This is a genomic window from Rhodobacter sp. JA431 (assembly GCF_900217725.1).
Classification (GTDB): Bacteria; Pseudomonadota; Alphaproteobacteria; order Rhodobacterales; family Rhodobacteraceae; genus Rhodobacter; species Rhodobacter aestuarii.
Map to the genome: position 1 here is coordinate 1 of NZ_OBMP01000002.1, position 17908 is coordinate 17908.

Sequence of the window (17908 nt, forward strand, 5' to 3'; positions counted from 1 at the left end):
ACCGCGTTCAAGCGCAGTGTCGGGCTTACCCCGCGGCCCTATTTTGGCCCGCTCACCGAGGCCGCGCTGATGGGCGGCGCGCAGCAACGTGCGCGGGCCGATATTCCCTGGATGGCCGAGGCCTCCCGGATGCTCGGCATTCATGAGGCCCGCGACACGGCACGGCTCAAGGCGTGGTTTGATAAGGCGGTCAACTGGATCGACCCACGCGAGATCCCCTGGTGCGGGGCGTTTGTGGCGACCTGCATTCGCTCGGCGCTGCCCGGTGAGGTGCTGCCCGACAATCCGCTTGGTGCGCGCGCTTGGGGCGGCTTTGGCAAGGCCTGTGCGCCGGTCTTTGGCTCTGTGCTGACCTTTTGGCGTGGGTCGCGCGCGGGTTGGCAGGGGCATGTCGGCTTTTACTGGGGCGAGGAGGCCGGCGCCTATCACGTGCTTGGCGGCAATCAATCGAACGCGGTGAGCGTCACGCGGATCTCCAAGGCGCGTCTGCTCACGGCGCGCTGGCCAGACGCTCTCCCCGTCACCGGAAAACCTATTGAGCTCTCCGCGTCTGGCGGGCCGCTCTCGCACAACGAAGCCTGAAAGGAGGCTGATCATGGAAAATATCGTTTGGGCGCGCGTGGTGTTTTACGCGCTCTCGTCGCTCCTCGCCGCGATGCCCGCAGCTTGGGCGGGCTGGGGGCTCAGCTATGACGCGGCCACCGGCATTCTCTCGATCAATATCGAGACGCTGGCGGGCGTCTTTGTCGGCGCGCTCGTCGCCTCCGGGGGCGTGATGGCGCTCTGGGGCAAGAAATAAGGGGGGCCGATCATGTCTGATCCGTTTGCATTCCATGACCCCGGCATCAATGGCCCCTCACTGGGGGCGGCGCCGATTGTGCCGAGTGACACCGAAGATCTGGCGGTGCCGGTGCGCGCCGTCACCATCGGCGTGAATGGCGGCACGGTGCGCTACACCCATGCCCGCACCGGCGCGATCTGCACCACCGGCGCCTTGCCGATCGGGCAGCATTCGATCTGGGCGCGCCGCATCTGGTTCACCGGCACCACGGCCGAGGGCCTGACGGGGTGGCAGTGATGATGGGGCTGATGGGACTTGGCGGGCTTGGGCTCGTCAGCATCGGCGGTGGCTTGGTGGCGGCGCGGCCAAGCTACCGCGTCGGCGATCTGCAGCCCTGCCTCGGGCTCGACTTCAGAAACGAAGTCTACGTCGCGGATGAGACCTGGTGGTATCCCTCCTACACCTCTGGCGATGATCCGCCCTGTCTCGTGCTCGACTTCGCGCGCGAGACGTATCTGGCAGATGTGGATTGGTGGAAAGAGCCGCCGGTCCTGCCAGCCACCCCTGCGCTGATCTTGGACTTCACAAACGAAAGGTATGCGGCATGAGCCTGCAAACGAAATCTTTTGCCGATCTGATCACGCTCTCCCGCGCCAGCACGGCAACCTACGTGGGCGCGGATGGCACGATCAAAACCGCCGCGGTCGATGTGCCGCGCTTTGACTTCTCGACAGGGAAGAAGGCGCTGTTGTTGGAGAATAGCGCGACGAACTTTCTTTTGCATTCAGAGGCATTTGATAATGCGGTGTGGGTGCGACAGGCAAACGCCACTGTTGCATCGCAGGACGGCGCGTGGCGCATTGGTTGTACCGATGCAACCCTAAGATTTGTCACCCAGACCCCTGCTCTAGCTGGCGACGAGGTGGCTACCCTAAGCATCGACATTAAAGACATCGACGCCGGGACGGCGATGGTTGAACTCGTCAGCACTATCGGGGCGTCCGGGGGGCGTTTCAGTCTCTCTCTCGCTAGCGGGGCCGTAACCGCTACCTCTATCGGAACACCGAACGGTTCCGCTGTTGTTGTGAGCGTTTCACCACCAGATGTAGACGGATACAGACGGTACGTTCTGCGATCTACTCCCGGTAGTACAGGTAATACGAGCAGGCGCGTGTTGATTGGGTCTGAGGGCGCTTCCGGAACAGGAATACTGGTTCGTAGGCCGCAACTCGAAATTGGGGCCGGCGCAACAAGCTACATCCCCACCACAACTGTCGCCGTCACCCGCGCCGCAGATAACATCGCGGCGATTGATCTCAGCGGGTTCTATCTCGGAGATGGCTATACGGTTGTCGTGAAGGGGCAGTTTGACGCGGCGAATGGGTTGTATGATCGAGTTGTGCAGCTTGATGGCGGCACCGATGCAAGCCGGCAGGCGGTCATCTATGCAGCACCCGAGGCTAAAATCTACGCATCAATGTATTCAGGCGGGATAAGCCAAGGGGCTACCGAAGCGGCTTATCTGCTCGGGGATAGTTTCGCGGTCGCCTCCGCACTCGGCCTAAATTACCGCCAAGCTGCGATCAACGGCGTGGCTGGGTCACTCGATACGGATGCAGAGTTCATCACGCCCAACGCCCTACGCCTCGCGCAGTCATTCGGCGGGGGCAGTAAGCCCGCCCGCCTCTTGCTCGAAAGCATCATGATCTACCCATACCTCCTGACCGAGGCCCAGCTGATCGAGGTGACGGCATGATCTACCTGACCTTTACCGATGAAGCCGAAGCGATGGCCGCTCTCTATGAAACCGACGGGGAAACCCCGCGCTATCCGGGGCTGGAAATCCTCAACCCGTGCCCGATGCCGGTGAGCGAGGCCACGGGCGAAATGGATGCTGAAGGCGCGCCGATCAGTGCGGCGGTGCCCGGCTATCACGTCAACTGCGTCTGCCCGATGGGAACCTGTCCGCCGGAGCTGGACCCGTGGCGGGTCTATCCGGTGACGCCCTTTGCGGTGCTGGCGACATGACCCTACGCGCGATGCTGCGGCTCTGGTGGCTTTGGCTCGCCATGGCCGCAGCACTCGGCGGCGCGCTGGCTTGGGGGCATTACACCCGCCTGCGCGCTGACCTCGCCGCCACGCGGGCCGATCTGGCGGCGGCGCAGGGCATGGTCACCGCCTATGCCGAGGCGGCCGAGATCCGGCGCCGGTCGGATGAAGAACAGACGCGGCTGCGAGAGGAAGCCGCCGCGCTTGATCATCAGCTTGAAAGCATGGAGGGGGGCGATGCGCCGCTTAGCGATTACCTGCGCACTGCTGCTGGCCGCCTGTGGCCCTGACCCCGTGCCGCCGCCACTGGCGGGGTTGGATCTCGCGCCTTGTGCGGGTTGGACCGGTGTGCGACCAAAGGACGAGGGCGATTTTGCGCGAGCGGCGGCGGCCGAGAAGTCCGGGCGGCTCTGTGCGAATGCGAAGTTGGTCGCCCTACAGCAAAATGAGGCTATGGATGCTCGCTGATCCTAATAGTTAATAGCAGTATCTCTTGCATGGCTTGATCTTTTTTTAATTGCGGACGCTGGGGACCTTACGCAAGGACAACTTGCCCGTCAGCGGGCTTGCCCATTGGGTTGACTGAACGATTTCGCGGCTCTGCGGAACAACCCAGTAGTAGTTAAAGAACTCGGCCAATCCGCCGCGGCAATGCTCGGTCACCATGCGCGTCGACACCGGAGTGTCGCCAACGAACACGCTATCCGTCCCTCCGGGATAGATGTCGCATTTGAAAGCGCGCGTCTCGGTGTTGTCGTTGCCATTGATGAAGGTCATCAGCCGCGTTGCAACGCCAGAGCCAAGAGACTGGATTAAGATGGTGCTTTCAGAGACCTCGGCCGCCATAAGATCGTTCCCGAAGCCCCGGGTTCCGACCAAAACACCGCTCTTGAGCATCAATTGCGATCCGTCAGCGGCAATCATCGTGTCAACGCCGCTCACATCGGAGCGGGCCTGCCGCAGCAAAACAGCGATCGCGCTCGTGTTTTGTTCGGTGACCGCCGCAACGCCGGGCGCATCGGCCTCGTAGGCAGCCAAGAAAAGCGGGTTCGCAGTGGCAGGCGCCCTTTTTTGAAACGGGATCGCGCCTTTTAGCACTTGTTGGGTCTGAGGATCAGACGAGCAGGCCGTCAGACTGGCGATAATCGCCACGGCGGGGAGAAGCGCTTTGAGCATAAGGATCTGTCTCATCTCCAGAACTTGCCCCAACCGTGTTCGAGATCGCTCGCATTGCTGCTGCGGACCTCTTCATAAAGCCGATGTGCAATGCCCACCCGGGCGCCGCCATCCCGCAAAATCGGACGGATCGTTTGGGAGAAGCCCGTCCGGGTCGGCTCGCCAGTGATCCAATCGAGCGGAATGGTGAAGCTGATCCCCTTGTCGAAGGAGCCTTCGCCGAAGTCGTCGAAGGGGACATCGGTCAGCGTCATGAAGGCACCAATTCTGAAGCCGTTGTCGAATTCCCTAGAAAGGGTCAGTGTGCCGCCCCAATCGCCCGCAAGATAGCGCCCCACATCAAGTTGGCCCCGGTAGCTGTTGCCGAAATCATAGTAGGCCGAGGCATGGCCGGTGGCGATGCGGTAATCCGTGAAGCCCATGCGCGATCCGGGTTCGCGCTGTGCCACATAGTTCAGTTCGGCTCCCAGTGCGAGGCTGCTGCCTTGAGGGTACCACAGAACTTCGCTCGAGACCCCGCCGTACATTTGCTCAAAAATGCCAGCCGATACACGCCCATAAAGGTTGTTCCCCGGACGGAACAGGTAATCGGCGGTCAGCAGCGTGATCTCGGGGCCCTGAAGCTTATCGTAAAGCGGGGCATCCGAGCGCACATGCGGCAGAATAGAATTCGAAAGCCGGGTGGATTGATCAAGGGTGCCAATGACTTTTTGCCGAACCACGGCATTGAGCGAGAAGCCCGGCGCGATTTTGTAAGACGCGCTCGCCGCCAGCCCGACATCCATACGCACCGGATCGTCGGGGTCAAAAAGCGACGATCGGAAGTAAGGCAAAATATCCCAACCAAGTTGCGGATAGACCCCGGGCGCGGGGGGGAGCCTGTCCGGTGCATCCGAAATATCTGCACGCACGAAGCTCTGCCAACTGCCGTCCCAGGCGTGCTCCATCTCGTGCAGATCGGCGCGGCGGATCACCGTGCGCGAGGTCGGCATACCGCCCTTAGCAAGGGTGATCTCAAATGTGTCGATCTCGGCCGGTAGCGTATTCGCCATCTCGCGCGCGGCGCGCCCCAACGCCTCTGCCTCGGCTCGATAACTCGGGTTCTGCATCACGATCTGCGCGGTACTGCCGCTTTGGGCATAGCTTTGCAGATCAAGCTTCTGGCGACGCAATGCGGCCTCAAGCCGGGTATTGCTTGCATTCAAATTTTCAAGCGACCAGCCGAGAGCAGCAATTTCTGCTTGCGGCATCAACACAGGTGCGGGGCGCTCCGTTCCCCCCGGCGCCCGTGGCGCGCGCGGGTCAAGCATGTAGGTGAAGCCGAGTTCAGCCTGCGCGCCGCCAATCACAGCAGCGTTCAACGTTAGATGATCATTGTAGCGATAATTGAGGCCGACGTTGATCGGGGTGCGATGCTTGAAGCCCATAGTGGCGACTTCTTGCATATAAGCGTCCGAGGAATACTCCAGAACCAGTCGCGTTTGATCATTTGCTTGATACTCGATCCCCCCAAAGAACGCAGCATCGCCGCGGAAGAAGCGATCAAACGACACACGGCCGGTATCGTTGATGTCCCAGCCATAAACTGGGCGATTTTTGAAGCCAGCTCCCAAAACCGACAGTGGATTTCGAAACTCGCCAAAACTCGCAAGCCGGCCCCAACCGATGCCGCCAGTAACGGTTAGGCGGTTACCCATAAAGTGCTTCGATGCAACCAGATATTCAGAGGCAAATACTTCTGTGCCGCCGAAATCACGCAAACCGAAGGCAATTGCCGGAAAATGCTGACGCTCGTCACGAAGCAAATAGTGGAGGTCAAAACTGCGGTCGTAGAGGTCTGTATTATAACCATCAAACTTGCGCAAAATCGAATATCGAAATACCCCTGATAGTCGCGGAGTAATCTGGAAGTGAAGGCTGTTACGTGTGTGACCATCCATCAATGATGTGGTCCAGTTAAGCGTTCCATCTGCTGTGGCCGTTGCGCTTGGCATATCAAGTAGGCCGGGGGATCCATAGCTCGCCAAGCCATCAGCCTGTGCGATAAGGGCAGGAGCCCAAAAACACAAAATAGCGCCAGACTGAAGTGTATGTTTGAAATACTTCCGTTGCATTAGGATGTCGATGTTTCTGTGAAGTTAAGGGCAAGACACGCTGAGCGCTTTGGTTGGTCAATTGCTTTCATGCTGCAGGGACGCATGCAAGCGAGAAGCGAGCAAATTATACGAAATCTCGCAAAGGGATGCCATTGTGTCACATAAAGCGACACAATGGTGAACTTTCAACTTTTTAAGTGTTCAGTCGGCGTTGTTGCAGAACTCGGACGTGAGGCGTCGTCTCACATCTTCCCACTTCTGTCAGGCCGCGCGAACGTTCTCGGCCGTCCCGAGTGCATTGAAGCGGTTGATGAGGGCAATTCCGATCTGGATTTTGGGTGGTGGTCGGGGTCTTTGCGGCGGGATGTTCGCCGAAGGCCTTTGGGTTGCGCATCTTTGCCTCGATGCGGTTGCGGGCGCCCGGGATGGCCTTGATGTTGTGCGTGCCAAGCCATCTCTTGCCCAGCCAGATCAGCAAGGATCCGCGATTGCGCAGCGCAGTATTGTAGGCTGACTAGTTGGTGGCGCGATACTTGACGGGCTTTGGCATGCTCATGCCTGCGGTCTAACCGTATCGATTCGTGATATGAAGCCTTCGCAGTTTGAGTTCCGCAGCAACCCCCTATGACACGCGCAGAACGACAGGGCCCCGCACCCACCGTATCGACGGCACGACCCCGGTGCGGGATCGGCATCTCGCCCTGCCAGGATTCGGTCGGCCATGGCTTCGATCTGGTCATGTTTGGCATTGATTGAAAGCTCAAAGAAGTCTACGACGTGCCTCGTCGTCGCAATCTTATAAAGATACTTCAATAAAATCTCACAGGAATCGCAACCTTGCATCTCAATATTATTGGCACTCGTGGCGTCCCTGCCGCTCATGGTGGCTTCGAGACTTTTGCCGATCACTTGTCCCGTTATCTTGTAAAGAAGGGTTGGTCGGTGAATGTGTATTGTCAGGATGACGACGGGGTCTTCTCAGATGGCGAGCAAGATATGTGGGAGGGCGTGAAAAGAACCCATTTTCAGGCAAAGCGAAGCGGCCCGGTCGGGACGATGGCGTTTGACTTAAAATGTATCAAACACGTATTGAAAGAGCCGGGGATCGACCTCGTTCTTGGATATAACACAGCCATCTTTTGCGTGTTCGAGCGCTTTAAAGGTCGCCGAATTCTGATGAATATGGACGGTATCGAATGGAAACGGTCCAAATGGGGGATCGTACCGAAAGTCTGGTTTTACCTGAACGAGCTTATTGGCGCTAATATTGCCCATCTGCCAATTGCAGATCATCCTGAAATTGCCAGGCATGTGCGGTCAAGGTGCATCAAGAACCCTGTAATGATCCCTTATGGCAGCGATGAAATCACCAGTGCTCCGACAGAGTGCCTGAAGGCACACGATCTTGAGCCCAATCGTTACTTTGTTTCGATTGCACGTATCGAACCTGAAAACTCTATTCTGGAGTTGGTACAGGGCGCAAAATCCCTGCCCGACGGCTTCAAGATGATGGTGCTGGGGAAGTTCAAACAGGAAAACGCTTATCATAACGCCGTCAAGGCCGCCGCCGGCCCTGCGGTAGTGTTCCCAGGTGCGATCTACGACCCAGAGATTGTACAGGCGCTACGTTATCATGCCCGCGCCTATTTGCACGGCCATCAGGTCGGGGGAACCAATCCATCCCTTGTGGAGGCGCTCGGGGCCGGAAACGCTGTTTTGGCCCATGACAACAAGTTCAACCGCTGGACCGCAGGACCGGAGCAGTTCTTTTTCTCGACGGCACTTGATGCCGCACAGCACATGATCCGTATGTGCCAAGATTCCGATGCCGTTCAAGCCGCGCAAAGGGCCGCGCGCGCGAGGCATCAGGCCCATTTCACCTGGGAGCATATCCTGGGTACCTATGAAGAGGTTCTCATGGAGCAAATGCACAAAGCTTGAGCCGAACGCCTGTTGTCTCATCCGAATTGAAGCATGGTTGTTGCACTAGCTTTCTATCCATCCCCTGAAACCGCAAAGCCGCTTCTCGATCCACATCATGCGTTGTGTTCATAATCATAATTTCGCATTCTGCACATCGATCGCCCCGTCGTATCGCAAGGCTAAAACATCATGATAACAAAGACCGCGCTTTCGGGCGTTTACCTCATTGCTCCGCCGCGGTTCGGCGATCATCGCGGTTTTTTTTCCGAAAGCTGGAACAAGAAGAAACTGACCGAGGCCGGGCTCGATTTGCCGGAATTCGTGCAGGACAATCATTCGCTATCGCGTGAGGTCGGCACCGTGCGGGGCCTGCACTTCCAAAGTCCACCCCATGCTCAGGGAAAGCTTGTCCGCTGTGGCCGGGGCCGGATTTTCGACGTAGCCGTGGATGCCCGCAAGGGATCGGACACCTATGGTCAATGGGTGGGCGAGGAGCTGTCTTTCGAGAACGGCAAGCAGCTATGGATTCCGGCGGGTTTCCTGCACGGGTTTATGACCCTCGAGCCGGACAGCGAGATCGTCTACAAATGCACCGATTACTACACACCGGAATGCGACGGAGCGGTGAAATGGGACAGTTGCGGCATCGACTGGCCGCTTGAGGGGGTAACATCGGTGATCTCGGAGAAAGACGAAAAGGCTCAGCTTTTCGCTGCTTTCGAGACACCTTTCACGAAGGACGAACAATGAAACTTCTTGTGACCGGCGGGGCGGGGTTCATTGGCTCTGCCGTGGTGCGGCTTGCGGTGTCTCGGGGGCATGAGGTGGTCAATCTCGATGCGCTGACCTATGCAGCCTGTCTCGACAACGTGGCCTCCGTGGCCGACAGCCCGCTTTACGCGTTCGAGAGGGCCGATATTCGGGATCGTCTGGCTCTGGATGCCGTCTTCGCTAAGCACCGGCCCGAAGCGGTGATGCACCTGGCCGCAGAAAGCCATGTCGACCGCTCTATCGACGGGCCGGGCGATTTCATCGAGACCAACATAACCGGCACGTTCAACATGCTGGAAGCGGCGCGGAAATACTGGATCGAGGCGGGACGGCCGGACGGGTTCCGGTTCCATCATATCTCGACCGACGAAGTGTTCGGGTCGCTGCCGAACGACCTATCTGTGCGGTTCACCGAAGATACGCCCTATGATCCGCGATCACCCTATTCGGCTTCGAAGGCCAGCTCTGACCATCTGGTGCGGGCCTGGCACGAAACCTATGGGTTGCCGGTGGTCCTGACTAACTGCTCGAACAATTACGGGCCCTTCCATTTTCCTGAAAAGCTGATCCCGGTCATTATTCTCAACGCTCTGGCGGGCAAGCCCCTACCGATCTATGGCGATGGGTCGAATATCCGCGATTGGCTCTATGTCGAGGATCACGCCGACGCGCTCATGCTTGTAGTGGAAAAGGGCGAGATCGGGCGCAGCTACAATATAGGCGGCGAGAACGAGCGCACCAATCTGGAACTGGTCCAGACGCTCTGTGCCATTCTCGACCGGAAAAGACCGAAAGCCAGCGGCAGCTATACCGACCAGATCACCTTTGTAATGGACCGCCCAGGTCACGATGCGCGCTATGCCATCGACCCCGGTCGCATCCGCGATGAACTCGGCTGGCGGCCCTCTGTAACCGTCGAGGAAGGACTGGCGACAACCGTAGACTGGTATCTCGACAACGAAGCATGGTGGCGGGCCTTGCAGGACAGGCACGGGGTCGGGAAACGACTGGGAGTGAAGGCATGATCCTTGTCTTCGGCAAAACGGGCCAAGTCGCGAGGGAGCTGAAAAAGCTTCTGCCGGAGGCGACATTTCTCGGACGAGACGAAGCCGATTTGACCGATCCGTTGGTTTGTGGTCGGAAAATCCGCGATCTGATCCCGGAGGCGGTGATCAACGCTGCCGCTTACACGGCGGTCGACAAGGCTGAAGATGAGCGCGACACGGCTACACAGATCAATGCGCATGCGCCAACGGAGATGGCCCAAGCTTGTGCGGAGCTGGTCATTCCATTCGTGCACATCTCGACCGATTACGTGTTCGACGGGGCGGGCGATAGGCCCTTTGCCCCGGATCATCCCACGGGTCCTTTAGGTGTATATGGCGCGACCAAACTTGACGGTGAGAACGGCGTGCGCGCGGCGGGCGGGGCCTTTGCGATCCTACGCACATCCTGGGTGTTCTCGGCTCATGGGGGCAACTTCGTGAAGACTATGCTGCGGCTGGCCGAGGCTCGCGACAAGCTGACGGTCGTGGCCGATCAGATTGGCGGACCGACCCCGGCCAGCGCTATCGCCACGGCATGCATCGAGATAGCTGAACAGCTGAAGGCCGATCCGGCCAAGGCCGGGACCTATCACTTCTCCGGCAAGCCGGATGTCAGCTGGGCTGGGTTTGCTCGCGAGATCTTTGCGCAGGCGGGCAAGTCGATGGCTGTCGAGGACATCCCGAGTTCCGCCTATCCGACCCCGGCCGCACGCCCCGCCAACAGCCGAATGAACTGCGACACGACGAAAGCGGTGTTCGGCATCGAACGCCCGGACTGGCGGACCGAGTTGGCAGAAGTGCTGAACGAATTGGAGATCTCGACATGACCGCACGCAAAGGCATCATTCTCGCAGGCGGCTCGGGCACGCGGCTCTATCCGCTGACCATGGCGGTGTCCAAGCAACTCATGCCGATCTATGACAAGCCAATGATCTATTACCCGCTGTCCGTGCTGATGCTGTCCGGGATCCAAGAGATCGCCATAATCACCACCCCTGAGGATCAGAGCCAGTTCAAGCACTTGCTTCGCGACGGGTCGCAATGGGGGCTGTCGCTGACCTATATCACGCAGCCATCGCCCGATGGCCTCGCCCAGGCCTACATACTGGCCGAGGATTTTCTTGACGGGGCGCCATCCGCGATGGTGCTGGGGGACAACATCTTCTTCGGCCATGGCCTGCCAGAGATGCTTGCCGCAGCCGATTCCAAGCAGTATGGCGGCACCGTGTTCGGCTATCACGTCGCCGACCCCGAACGTTACGGAGTGGTGAAATTCGATGCCGATGGCACGGTGGAGCAGATCATCGAGAAACCCGAGGTCCCGCCATCGAATTACGCCGTGACGGGGCTTTATTTTCTCGATGGCGATGCGCCACGACGTGCGAAAGAGGTGAAACCCTCGCCGCGTGGTGAGCTTGAGATCGTCACGCTTTTGGAGAGCTATCTCAATGACGGGACCCTGTCCGTCGAACGCATGGGGCGCGGTTATGCTTGGCTCGATACCGGCACGCATGGCTCTTTGTTGGATGCGGGCAATTTCGTGCGCACCCTGTCCCTGCGTCAGGGGATGCAATCGGGTTGCCCAGAAGAAATCGCGTATCAGAGGGGCTGGATCGACGACGATCGGCTGCGCCAGCATGCCGAGACTTTCAGAAAGACGGAATATGGAAAGTACCTCAAGGGCCTGATGCGCGGTGCAGAGGCAAGCTGACCGGTTAGTTGAAGACGTAACAGCATGACACATAAACAAAGACGAAATGGCTTGGGGGCTTCTTTTGGATTGGCCCTGGTGAAGTTCGGTGCGCTGCCGATCAGCTTGTTGACTGCCGTTTATCTCGCGCGCACGCTTGGCCCTTCTGGGTTCGGGACTTACTCTTTGGCCGTTTCACTGGCAACGGTTGCCGCCATCCTTCTGGGTGCCGGCTATAATCAGTTTTTGCTGCGGGAGACCGCCCAAAGCCTGCAGTTCGGACATCTAGGGATGTTGCACGGGTTGCTGCGGCGTATGCGTCTAATCTGGATGTCCGGCACAGCCCTGCTGGCCCTGCTGGCTCTCGGCATTTTTTTTGTTCTGCGCGCCATCGGTCATGACGTGCCTTTCAGCCTCGTGCTGGGCGTTGTACTTCTCGCGCCGATGCTTGGGGCGCTGGCGACACTGACCGGCCTGCTTCAGGCCCTGAAAAGCCCCGTTGTCGCGCAGTTTTCAAATCTGTTTCTCAAACCCGCCGCCGGGCTTCTGATCGCTTTCGCGATCGGGCTCGTGGCGCATCTGACAGCATTACAGGCGCTGATCGCGCAAGCTCTCGGAGCTCTGTCTGCGATTGTGTTGAGCGCGGCCTTTTTTTTACGGAAGTTTCCCAAAGAGGTCTGGGATGCACCGGCTGAATATAACGATCGGGTATGGGCATATGCCTTTTTGCCCTTTGCCCTTCTGACGTTGACCAGTTCGTTCAACAATGAACTCGGCATCATCATGCTTGGGTGGATGGGAGAACCCTCTGAGGTGGGTGGCTTGCGTGCTGCGCAAAGCGCGGCGCAGCTGGTCAGTTTTCCGCTTATCATCGGCAATATGTTGCTGGCCCCTCAGGTCGCAGTTCTGTCCAAAGAGAACAACATCGACGAGATGCGCCGCATTTTCGTCCTGTCCGCCCGGCTTGCATTCCTTACCGCCCTTTGTATCGGTCTGCCGATGATCCTGTGGGGGAAAGAGCTGATCAATCTGATCTTTGGTCCCGAATTCTCCGACCTTGCGTTCCTGCCACTCATCATTCTGGTCGGCGCACAGCTGATCAACGTGTTTTTTGGCCAGACCGGCATGTATCTCACTATGTCCGGATATGAAAAAGAAACCCTCAAAGGCCAAATTTTAGCCCTAGTCCTCCTCTTTCTCTCCGCTCTGGGTCTCATTCCCTCCTTTGGGGTCATAGGGGCCGCCCTGAGTGTGGCAATCGGGCTCATCGCGTGGAACGCTGTTCTGGGCTGGAAGCTTTATCAGAAACTCCGCATTCGGCCGACGGTCTTTTAGGGGAAAAGTAATATGATCATCAGTGACATGTATCAATTTGCCTTCATTCACATTCCGAAATGTGCTGGCACCACGGTACGCAACATGCTCTTGGACTATGATGACTTAAAGGGGGCACATACCAGTCGCATCGACACGCATCCTGTGCTCGGCCACTTGGATTATGTGCATATCCCATTATTTACCCTCAGAGAGCATTTTCCGGACCTGTTCGCCAAAGTCACCGCATATCAGTCGTTCACCATCGTGCGAGATCCCTACAGCCGCTTTACCTCCGCCCTGTTTCAACGCATCGATCGCAACTGCCCGACCCCGGCTCGGCTGATGACGCAGGATGAGCTGGAACACGAAGCGTGCAAAGTGATGGAGTTTCTGCGGGAAAACGGCGGCCAGAACGTTTTACTCCCCCCGGAATATATCCATTTCCAGAGGCAGAGCGATTTCATCTTTCTGAACGGCGAAAAAGTCTTGGATGCAATCTACACGACACAACAGATCGATCTGTTGCAAACGGTATTAGAACAGAAGATCGGTCAGACTCTCCGTGTTCCGCAAAACGACACCATCAAAAACAACAAAAGCCAAGTGTTCAAAAATGACACGCTGAGGGTGTTGTTCCGCTATCTGAGTCCCCTCCAAAAACGGCTCGTTCCCTTGTTGCCCGCATCGTTCAAAGCTATGACCAAACAACTGGTCTTCAAGGAACGAAAGTCGGGAGGGGTCGATCTGGCTAAGCTCGACGATGTCAGGGCTTTCGTGGAGGAGTATTACGCAGAGGATCTTCTCATCATGAGATCGCTCGAAAACGACTAAGATCACCAAAGGATCCAAGTTACTGAACATGCAGCTAGCCGCAACGTTAACGATGATACACACAAGAGTGCTATAGTGGAATTGTTTGCCTTTCTGATCGTTGTAGGTTTTTACATATATGCAGCCGCAGCAGCATATTGGGCATATCCGCTGTTCGTAGCATTCTATGCCTTTTTTATCATTTTTAACGATTTTTTATTGCTTCAGTTTTTTTACGAGGTGAACAGCCCATACGCGCTGCTTATGCAGGCTTGGCAAGAAATTTTCTTGGTTATTGGCTTCACTCGGCTGCTGTTTCTGCGGCATCAAATCGAACAACGTATTGGGAAAGATTTCATATGGATTTCCATAATCGCAATTATCGGGATTGGCGTCGCCTTTCTGAATGGTGACGGGCTTTCCGAAATCTACGGTACAACGCGACGCTACATCTTTCCGTTTTTACTGCCTTGTATATTTTTCATGCCAAAGAGTTCTGCCACGAAAAATTATACCTTTGTGTTCACAGTCATTCTGTGTGCCTCCGCGTTTTCCATTTTCTATGCAATATGGATAGAATGGCGGATTGGTACCAATTATAAAGAATTATGGTTCTATGATTTCGTCGCAGAACGCAAACTCGCGCTGAATACAGCCGAGCGGTTGATCCAATACCAGTTTCTGAGAGACGGCTCATTGCGCGCAACCGGCGTTCTCATTTCTTCCGTTGAATACAGTTTTTTGAGTGCACTCATGGCCATCGTGGCTTTTATCGGCTTGGTGCGCAGCAAAAATAATTTACAGGTACTGCTTTTGCTCTGCGTCCTGATGGCGAACATCTGTGCAATTTTCATGTCACAAACACGCTCTGGGCTCATTTTGTTCATATTTGCTACTGCACTGTATGCTCTGGCTCGAATTTTCGATCTGAAAAATATGATTAAGCTTGCGTGGATACCTGGGCTGTTTGCCGGTCTGTTTTTAATGATCGTCGCGGCATCTCCCGGGATGTGGGACGCGTCAACTCGGGGGCGGATCATTCAATATTTTTCAGTGTTGACCGAATTCCGACCGCAGGGCTATGGCACAGGCGCGATCTCTAACAACTCCCCCACATATCGCGATACTTTGTATGTTTCTGTCCTCAATACTTACGGGATCTTCTCAGTCATATATTTTGGCCTAATCTTTCGCCCCCTGCGTATTTTGTCCGACGGCTTCCGCCAACAGATGCTGCGGCGCGAAACGCGGATCTGGTCTGAAATCACGGTCTATCTGATCCTCGCCTCCATTTTTGTGTATGCGTTCCACTATTCGGTTGGCGGCAAACCGTATTATCTGACATTTCTGTTCGCCTACATTGCCAGAGCTAAACTCACAAATGAAAAGCCGATATGAAACCTGACGAGGCCATACAATGAACATGTTCGTTTTAGTCGTTCTCTACAAAACTGAGATGCGCGAGAGCGGCACGCTTCAGTCTCTGGCGCGCCAAACGGTCGATGGTTCAGACGTTTCACTGCTGATCTGGGACAACAGTCCGAGCTCCATGTGGGATGCGGCCACCGCAGCGGCCTTGGAGGACCGGTTTGCCAAAGTGGACTACCGGCACACGCCAGAGAACACCCCGCTCTCCACGCTCTACAACACGGCCATTCGTGACAGCTCCGAAGCGCTTATCGTTCTGCTCGATCAAGATTCCGATCTGTCGGCGAGCTATCTGCAAACGGCACAGGACAGCGCGGCGGCGGCTCCGGACCTTTTTCTCTTTGCGCCCAAGGTCTATGCCAACGGCGGGGTCATGTCGCCGGGGTGCTTCAATAGCTATAAGGGTTGGCAGCCGACCACGCTGACTGCAGGTCGACAGTCGACGGCACAACGCACAGTGGTGACAAGTGGTCTTGTGATTCGTCGGAGCCTGTTTGAAGCGCACGATATTCGCTTTAATGAGGCGCTGTGGCTATACTCCATCGACACGGATTTCTTTTTGGCATTCCGGGATCTCGAACGCGAGTTTTTCATTCTTGAGGAGAGTATTGCCCATGAGTCTGCTCTGCGGGAGGACCTGTCTTTGGAGCAAAGGTTGTTTCGGTTCAGAAACCTCAGGTGGTCCTATCTTACAATGATGCGTGAACGCGGATGTGTAAGCTATGGAAAGGCGTGTCTTTACATGCTGGGAATGTCGCTTTCACGTAGTCTGAAATTCCAGTCACCAAAGTTTCTACAGGGCTGGTCTCATTCCAGATAAGTCTGCCGCCCCCCCCCCCGAAACAACCCTCTCTCAGCGGATACTTTCAATGAAAAAACACCTGAATCGATTGCTTGCCGCCGCAGGCAAGGATGTCAAAATCAGCGAAGATATCCCACTTATGTTCTTGGTTTCAGAGATTTTGACGCGTTCAGTCTCTTTGCTTCGCGGCTTCATACGCCTCCAGAAACCCGTGTTCATCTATCGCAATGTACAAATCCGTGGTCGCAATCTGAAGATCGGAAAATTCGTTTCTCTTGAACGCGGAGTTGTTTTGAACACCTATGCACAAACTCCCATTGAAATCGGCACACATTCACGGATTGGCGCGCATACTATTATATCTGCGTCCAACAACTTTACGAACTTAGGAAAAGGCGTCAAAATTGGCGCGAACTCAGGCATTGGCCAGTTTGGTTTCATCGGTGCGTCGGGCGGAGTGACGATCGGCTCCAAAGTCATCATGGGCCAATTTGTTTCGTTCCACGCCTCAAATCATGTCTTCAGCGACCTTGAATGCCCGATCAAAGATCAGGGAACAACGGCTGTTGGGATTATCGTTGAAGACGATGTTTGGGTCGGTGCCAAAGTCACTTTCCTGGACGGCGCTATCGTGCGCGAACATTCTGTCGTTGCCGCTGGGGCTGTTGTATCCGGGGAGTTTCCACCAAATGTTGTGATCGGCGGGGTTCCGGCCCGGGTTATCAAGACCCTTGATTGAATGCAGGCTGGCGCGCGAACATCGCCACCAGATTTTCATCTGACCGAGCCTGCGTGAACACCTGAGCAAAGCGATGCTGCCCTGCCGTGCCTTGCCGGGCCACAGAGGCAGGATTGTGCAAAGCGGCTCTCAACGCCTCCGCCAGAGGTTCAGGGTCTCCCGGAAGCACCAAAGATCCTGTTTCGCCATCCACAACAATCTCACTGAGCCCGCCATTATCGGAGGCAATGACGGAACATCCATAGGCCATGCCTTCGATTGCTACGCGTCCGAAAGGCTCGGGCAAGGTCGAGGGAACAACTACGATATCTGCCTTGCGATACTCTTCGGCCGGATCATCCACGAAATCTTGCATAACAATCGTGTCAGACAGTTCTGATGTCGTAATTTGGGTCTCGAGAGCGGTCCGGAAGTGGGTCTGATCCTTGTAGACACCACCAACGATCCGCAACCGAAGTTTGCTGCGCTCATCATCGGAAAGCAGAGTGCAAGCCCGCACAAGCACCTCCTGCCCTTTCCAGGCATTCAGGCGCCCGATACAGAGAACACGTAAGGCTCGCGTGCCATCATACGCGTCTTTAGTAAACGGTTCCGGCGTTTCAAACCCGTTATACACCACGACCTGCTGTTGGCCTTTCGGCAAATTAAAGGCCTGAGCCGTTGCATGAGAATTGAAAATCACCTGTGACTTCGCAAGGATGAGAAGCTTGCGAATGACGTTCATCGCTATCCCCACGGGGATTTCCCGCACATGCACAATCACCCTTCGACGTGTGAGAATGGAGGCGAACAGAAAATCAACAATGACTGCCGTGTTGACATACACTAGGTCATACTTTTTTAAATCCCGGATGGCTCTGAAAAGCGCAATAAGATTGCGCGGCAAACCAAGGGTCATGGACTTCACGAAACCAGCTTTGCGCAAAACCCAAAGATAGCGTGATCGGGCAGGGCGCAGATTTGCGCCGCGGATCAGATCGTCGATGCTTCCTTCACCAGGCAGCAAAATTTGGGTGTCGACATCTAGGGAAGCCTGCAATGCAGAAACAGCGGCGACAAAACTCTTGTCTGATCCATATTTTTCCACGCCCTGATGGACGCAAAGTATTGTCAGCATTGCCAAACTCGTTTTCGTCTGCCGTCAGGGGCAACCTATCACCCCGGGCTGCTGATTTCCATCCAGAACTAAGTCGGGTTTTCAATTGAGGAGTGAGGCGCCCCTAATTATGGATCTTTCGTCAGTTATGGGGCAGGGACGGGTTTCACTCCTTCTTTTTGCG

Annotated in this window: 20 protein-coding genes and 1 pseudogene; 17 read left to right on the forward strand and 4 right to left on the reverse strand. The window is 56.2% G+C overall.

Features of this window, described 5'->3' with window-relative positions; translation table 11 throughout:
• The 7 genes from CRO18_RS18760 to CRO18_RS03670 form a co-directional block, all read left to right on the forward strand.
• The coding region (locus CRO18_RS18760) for a peptidoglycan-binding protein (RefSeq protein ID WP_097081114.1) at positions 1 to 582 on the forward strand (582 nt) is incomplete at its 5' end.
• Between the two features lie 13 nt (positions 583 to 595).
• Positions 596 to 799, forward strand: a complete 204-nt coding sequence (locus CRO18_RS03645; protein ID WP_097081115.1) for a hypothetical protein — start codon at positions 596 to 598, stop codon at positions 797 to 799.
• Between the two features lie 12 nt (positions 800 to 811).
• Entirely contained in the window at positions 812 to 1078 is a 267-nt protein-coding gene (locus CRO18_RS03650; protein WP_097081116.1) for a hypothetical protein, read from the forward strand.
• Positions 1078 to 1389 carry a hypothetical protein gene (locus CRO18_RS03655; protein ID WP_097081117.1) on the forward strand — a complete coding sequence of 104 codons (312 nt, stop codon included), beginning with the start codon at positions 1078 to 1080 and terminating at the stop codon, positions 1387 to 1389. Before CRO18_RS03650 ends, CRO18_RS03655 begins: the two co-directional genes overlap by 1 nt.
• Entirely contained in the window at positions 1386 to 2537 is a 1152-nt protein-coding gene (locus tag CRO18_RS03660) for a hypothetical protein (protein WP_097081118.1), read from the forward strand. Before CRO18_RS03655 ends, CRO18_RS03660 begins: the two co-directional genes overlap by 4 nt.
• Complete coding sequence (locus CRO18_RS03665) at positions 2534 to 2809, forward strand: hypothetical protein (protein ID WP_097081119.1); 276 nt, start codon at positions 2534 to 2536, stop codon at positions 2807 to 2809. Before CRO18_RS03660 ends, CRO18_RS03665 begins: the two co-directional genes overlap by 4 nt.
• Positions 2806 to 3120 carry a hypothetical protein gene (locus tag CRO18_RS03670; protein ID WP_143128594.1) on the forward strand — a complete coding sequence of 105 codons (315 nt, stop codon included), beginning with the start codon at positions 2806 to 2808 and terminating at the stop codon, positions 3118 to 3120. Before CRO18_RS03665 ends, CRO18_RS03670 begins: the two co-directional genes overlap by 4 nt.
• A 223-nt stretch (positions 3121 to 3343) precedes the next feature.
• On the opposite strand, the gene CRO18_RS03675 is transcribed toward CRO18_RS03670, so the two are convergent.
• The 3 genes and pseudogenes from CRO18_RS03675 to CRO18_RS19065 all read right to left on the reverse strand — a co-directional run.
• Positions 3344 to 4006 carry a YjbF family lipoprotein gene (locus tag CRO18_RS03675; RefSeq protein ID WP_170952553.1) on the reverse strand — a complete coding sequence of 221 codons (663 nt, stop codon included), beginning with the start codon at positions 4004 to 4006 and terminating at the stop codon, positions 3344 to 3346.
• An 11-nt stretch (positions 4007 to 4017) separates the two neighbouring features.
• Positions 4018 to 6120, reverse strand: coding sequence for a YjbH domain-containing protein (locus CRO18_RS03680; RefSeq protein WP_097081122.1), 2103 nt, complete (start codon positions 6118 to 6120; stop codon positions 4018 to 4020).
• Positions 6121 to 6363: 243 nt separating this feature from the next.
• Positions 6364 to 6562 (reverse strand): annotated as a pseudogene (locus CRO18_RS19065) (hypothetical protein); the annotation flags it as partial.
• 377 nt (positions 6563 to 6939) lie between these two features.
• Between CRO18_RS19065 and CRO18_RS03690 the strand changes: the two are divergent.
• From CRO18_RS03690 to CRO18_RS03735, 10 genes are all read left to right on the forward strand, one after another.
• Positions 6940 to 8043: a DUF1972 domain-containing protein gene (locus CRO18_RS03690; RefSeq protein WP_097081124.1), complete on the forward strand. Its 1104-nt coding sequence runs from the start codon at positions 6940 to 6942 to the stop codon at positions 8041 to 8043.
• Between the two features lie 168 nt (positions 8044 to 8211).
• Positions 8212 to 8775, forward strand: a complete 564-nt coding sequence (rfbC, locus tag CRO18_RS03695) for a dTDP-4-dehydrorhamnose 3,5-epimerase (protein ID WP_170952581.1) — start codon at positions 8212 to 8214, stop codon at positions 8773 to 8775.
• Entirely contained in the window at positions 8772 to 9821 is a 1050-nt protein-coding gene (gene rfbB / locus CRO18_RS03700) for a dTDP-glucose 4,6-dehydratase (RefSeq protein ID WP_097081126.1), read from the forward strand. The genes rfbC and rfbB overlap by 4 nt, the downstream gene beginning before the upstream one ends.
• Positions 9818 to 10669 (forward strand): dTDP-4-dehydrorhamnose reductase, encoded by an 852-nt coding sequence (gene rfbD, locus CRO18_RS03705; RefSeq protein ID WP_097081127.1) that lies wholly within the window; start codon positions 9818 to 9820, stop codon positions 10667 to 10669. The genes rfbB and rfbD overlap by 4 nt, the downstream gene beginning before the upstream one ends.
• On the forward strand, positions 10666 to 11553 hold the full coding sequence (rfbA, locus tag CRO18_RS03710) for a glucose-1-phosphate thymidylyltransferase RfbA (protein ID WP_097081128.1): 888 nt from the start codon (positions 10666 to 10668) through the stop codon (positions 11551 to 11553). Before rfbD ends, rfbA begins: the two co-directional genes overlap by 4 nt.
• A 24-nt stretch (positions 11554 to 11577) precedes the next feature.
• Positions 11578 to 12867, forward strand: a complete 1290-nt coding sequence (locus CRO18_RS03715) for an oligosaccharide flippase family protein (protein WP_097081129.1) — start codon at positions 11578 to 11580, stop codon at positions 12865 to 12867.
• 12 nt (positions 12868 to 12879) lie between these two features.
• On the forward strand, positions 12880 to 13680 hold the full coding sequence (locus CRO18_RS03720; RefSeq protein ID WP_097081130.1) for a sulfotransferase family 2 domain-containing protein: 801 nt from the start codon (positions 12880 to 12882) through the stop codon (positions 13678 to 13680).
• Between the two features lie 75 nt (positions 13681 to 13755).
• Entirely contained in the window at positions 13756 to 15057 is a 1302-nt protein-coding gene (locus CRO18_RS03725) for a hypothetical protein (protein WP_097081131.1), read from the forward strand.
• 19 nt (positions 15058 to 15076) lie between these two features.
• Positions 15077 to 15907, forward strand: coding sequence for a glycosyltransferase (locus tag CRO18_RS03730; protein WP_097081132.1), 831 nt, complete (start codon positions 15077 to 15079; stop codon positions 15905 to 15907).
• Positions 15908 to 15956: 49 nt separating this feature from the next.
• Positions 15957 to 16628 (forward strand): acyltransferase, encoded by a 672-nt coding sequence (locus CRO18_RS03735; RefSeq protein ID WP_097081133.1) that lies wholly within the window; start codon positions 15957 to 15959, stop codon positions 16626 to 16628.
• Here CRO18_RS03735 and CRO18_RS03740 read toward each other — a convergent pair.
• On the reverse strand, positions 16612 to 17745 hold the full coding sequence (locus CRO18_RS03740; RefSeq protein WP_097081134.1) for a glycosyltransferase family 4 protein: 1134 nt from the start codon (positions 17743 to 17745) through the stop codon (positions 16612 to 16614). The two genes, CRO18_RS03735 and CRO18_RS03740, sit on opposite strands and share 17 nt — an antisense overlap.
• Positions 17746 to 17908 lie beyond the last annotated feature (163 nt).

Bases quoted from the DNA above. Each gene is read 5' to 3' on its own strand.
- CRO18_RS03740 (WP_097081134.1), bottom strand. From the start codon at position 17,745: ATGCTGACAATACTTTGCGTCCATCAGGGCGTGGAAAAATATGGATCA.
- CRO18_RS03735 (WP_097081133.1), top strand. From the start codon at position 15,957: ATGAAAAAACACCTGAATCGATTGCTTGCCGCCGCAGGCAAGGATGTC.
- CRO18_RS03645 (WP_097081115.1), top strand. From the start codon at position 596: ATGGAAAATATCGTTTGGGCGCGCGTGGTGTTTTACGCGCTCTCGTCG.
- CRO18_RS03675 (WP_170952553.1), bottom strand. From the start codon at position 4,006: ATGCTCAAAGCGCTTCTCCCCGCCGTGGCGATTATCGCCAGTCTGACG.
- CRO18_RS03660 (WP_097081118.1), top strand. From the start codon at position 1,386: ATGAGCCTGCAAACGAAATCTTTTGCCGATCTGATCACGCTCTCCCGC.
- CRO18_RS03650 (WP_097081116.1), top strand. From the start codon at position 812: ATGTCTGATCCGTTTGCATTCCATGACCCCGGCATCAATGGCCCCTCA.
- CRO18_RS03730 (WP_097081132.1), top strand. From the start codon at position 15,077: ATGAACATGTTCGTTTTAGTCGTTCTCTACAAAACTGAGATGCGCGAG.
- rfbD (WP_097081127.1), top strand. From the start codon at position 9,818: ATGATCCTTGTCTTCGGCAAAACGGGCCAAGTCGCGAGGGAGCTGAAA.
- CRO18_RS03670 (WP_143128594.1), top strand. From the start codon at position 2,806: ATGACCCTACGCGCGATGCTGCGGCTCTGGTGGCTTTGGCTCGCCATG.
- CRO18_RS03715 (WP_097081129.1), top strand. From the start codon at position 11,578: ATGACACATAAACAAAGACGAAATGGCTTGGGGGCTTCTTTTGGATTG.
- rfbB (WP_097081126.1), top strand. From the start codon at position 8,772: ATGAAACTTCTTGTGACCGGCGGGGCGGGGTTCATTGGCTCTGCCGTG.
- rfbA (WP_097081128.1), top strand. From the start codon at position 10,666: ATGACCGCACGCAAAGGCATCATTCTCGCAGGCGGCTCGGGCACGCGG.
- CRO18_RS03665 (WP_097081119.1), top strand. From the start codon at position 2,534: ATGATCTACCTGACCTTTACCGATGAAGCCGAAGCGATGGCCGCTCTC.
- CRO18_RS03655 (WP_097081117.1), top strand. From the start codon at position 1,078: ATGATGGGGCTGATGGGACTTGGCGGGCTTGGGCTCGTCAGCATCGGC.
- CRO18_RS03680 (WP_097081122.1), bottom strand. From the start codon at position 6,120: ATGCAACGGAAGTATTTCAAACATACACTTCAGTCTGGCGCTATTTTG.
- CRO18_RS03720 (WP_097081130.1), top strand. From the start codon at position 12,880: ATGATCATCAGTGACATGTATCAATTTGCCTTCATTCACATTCCGAAA.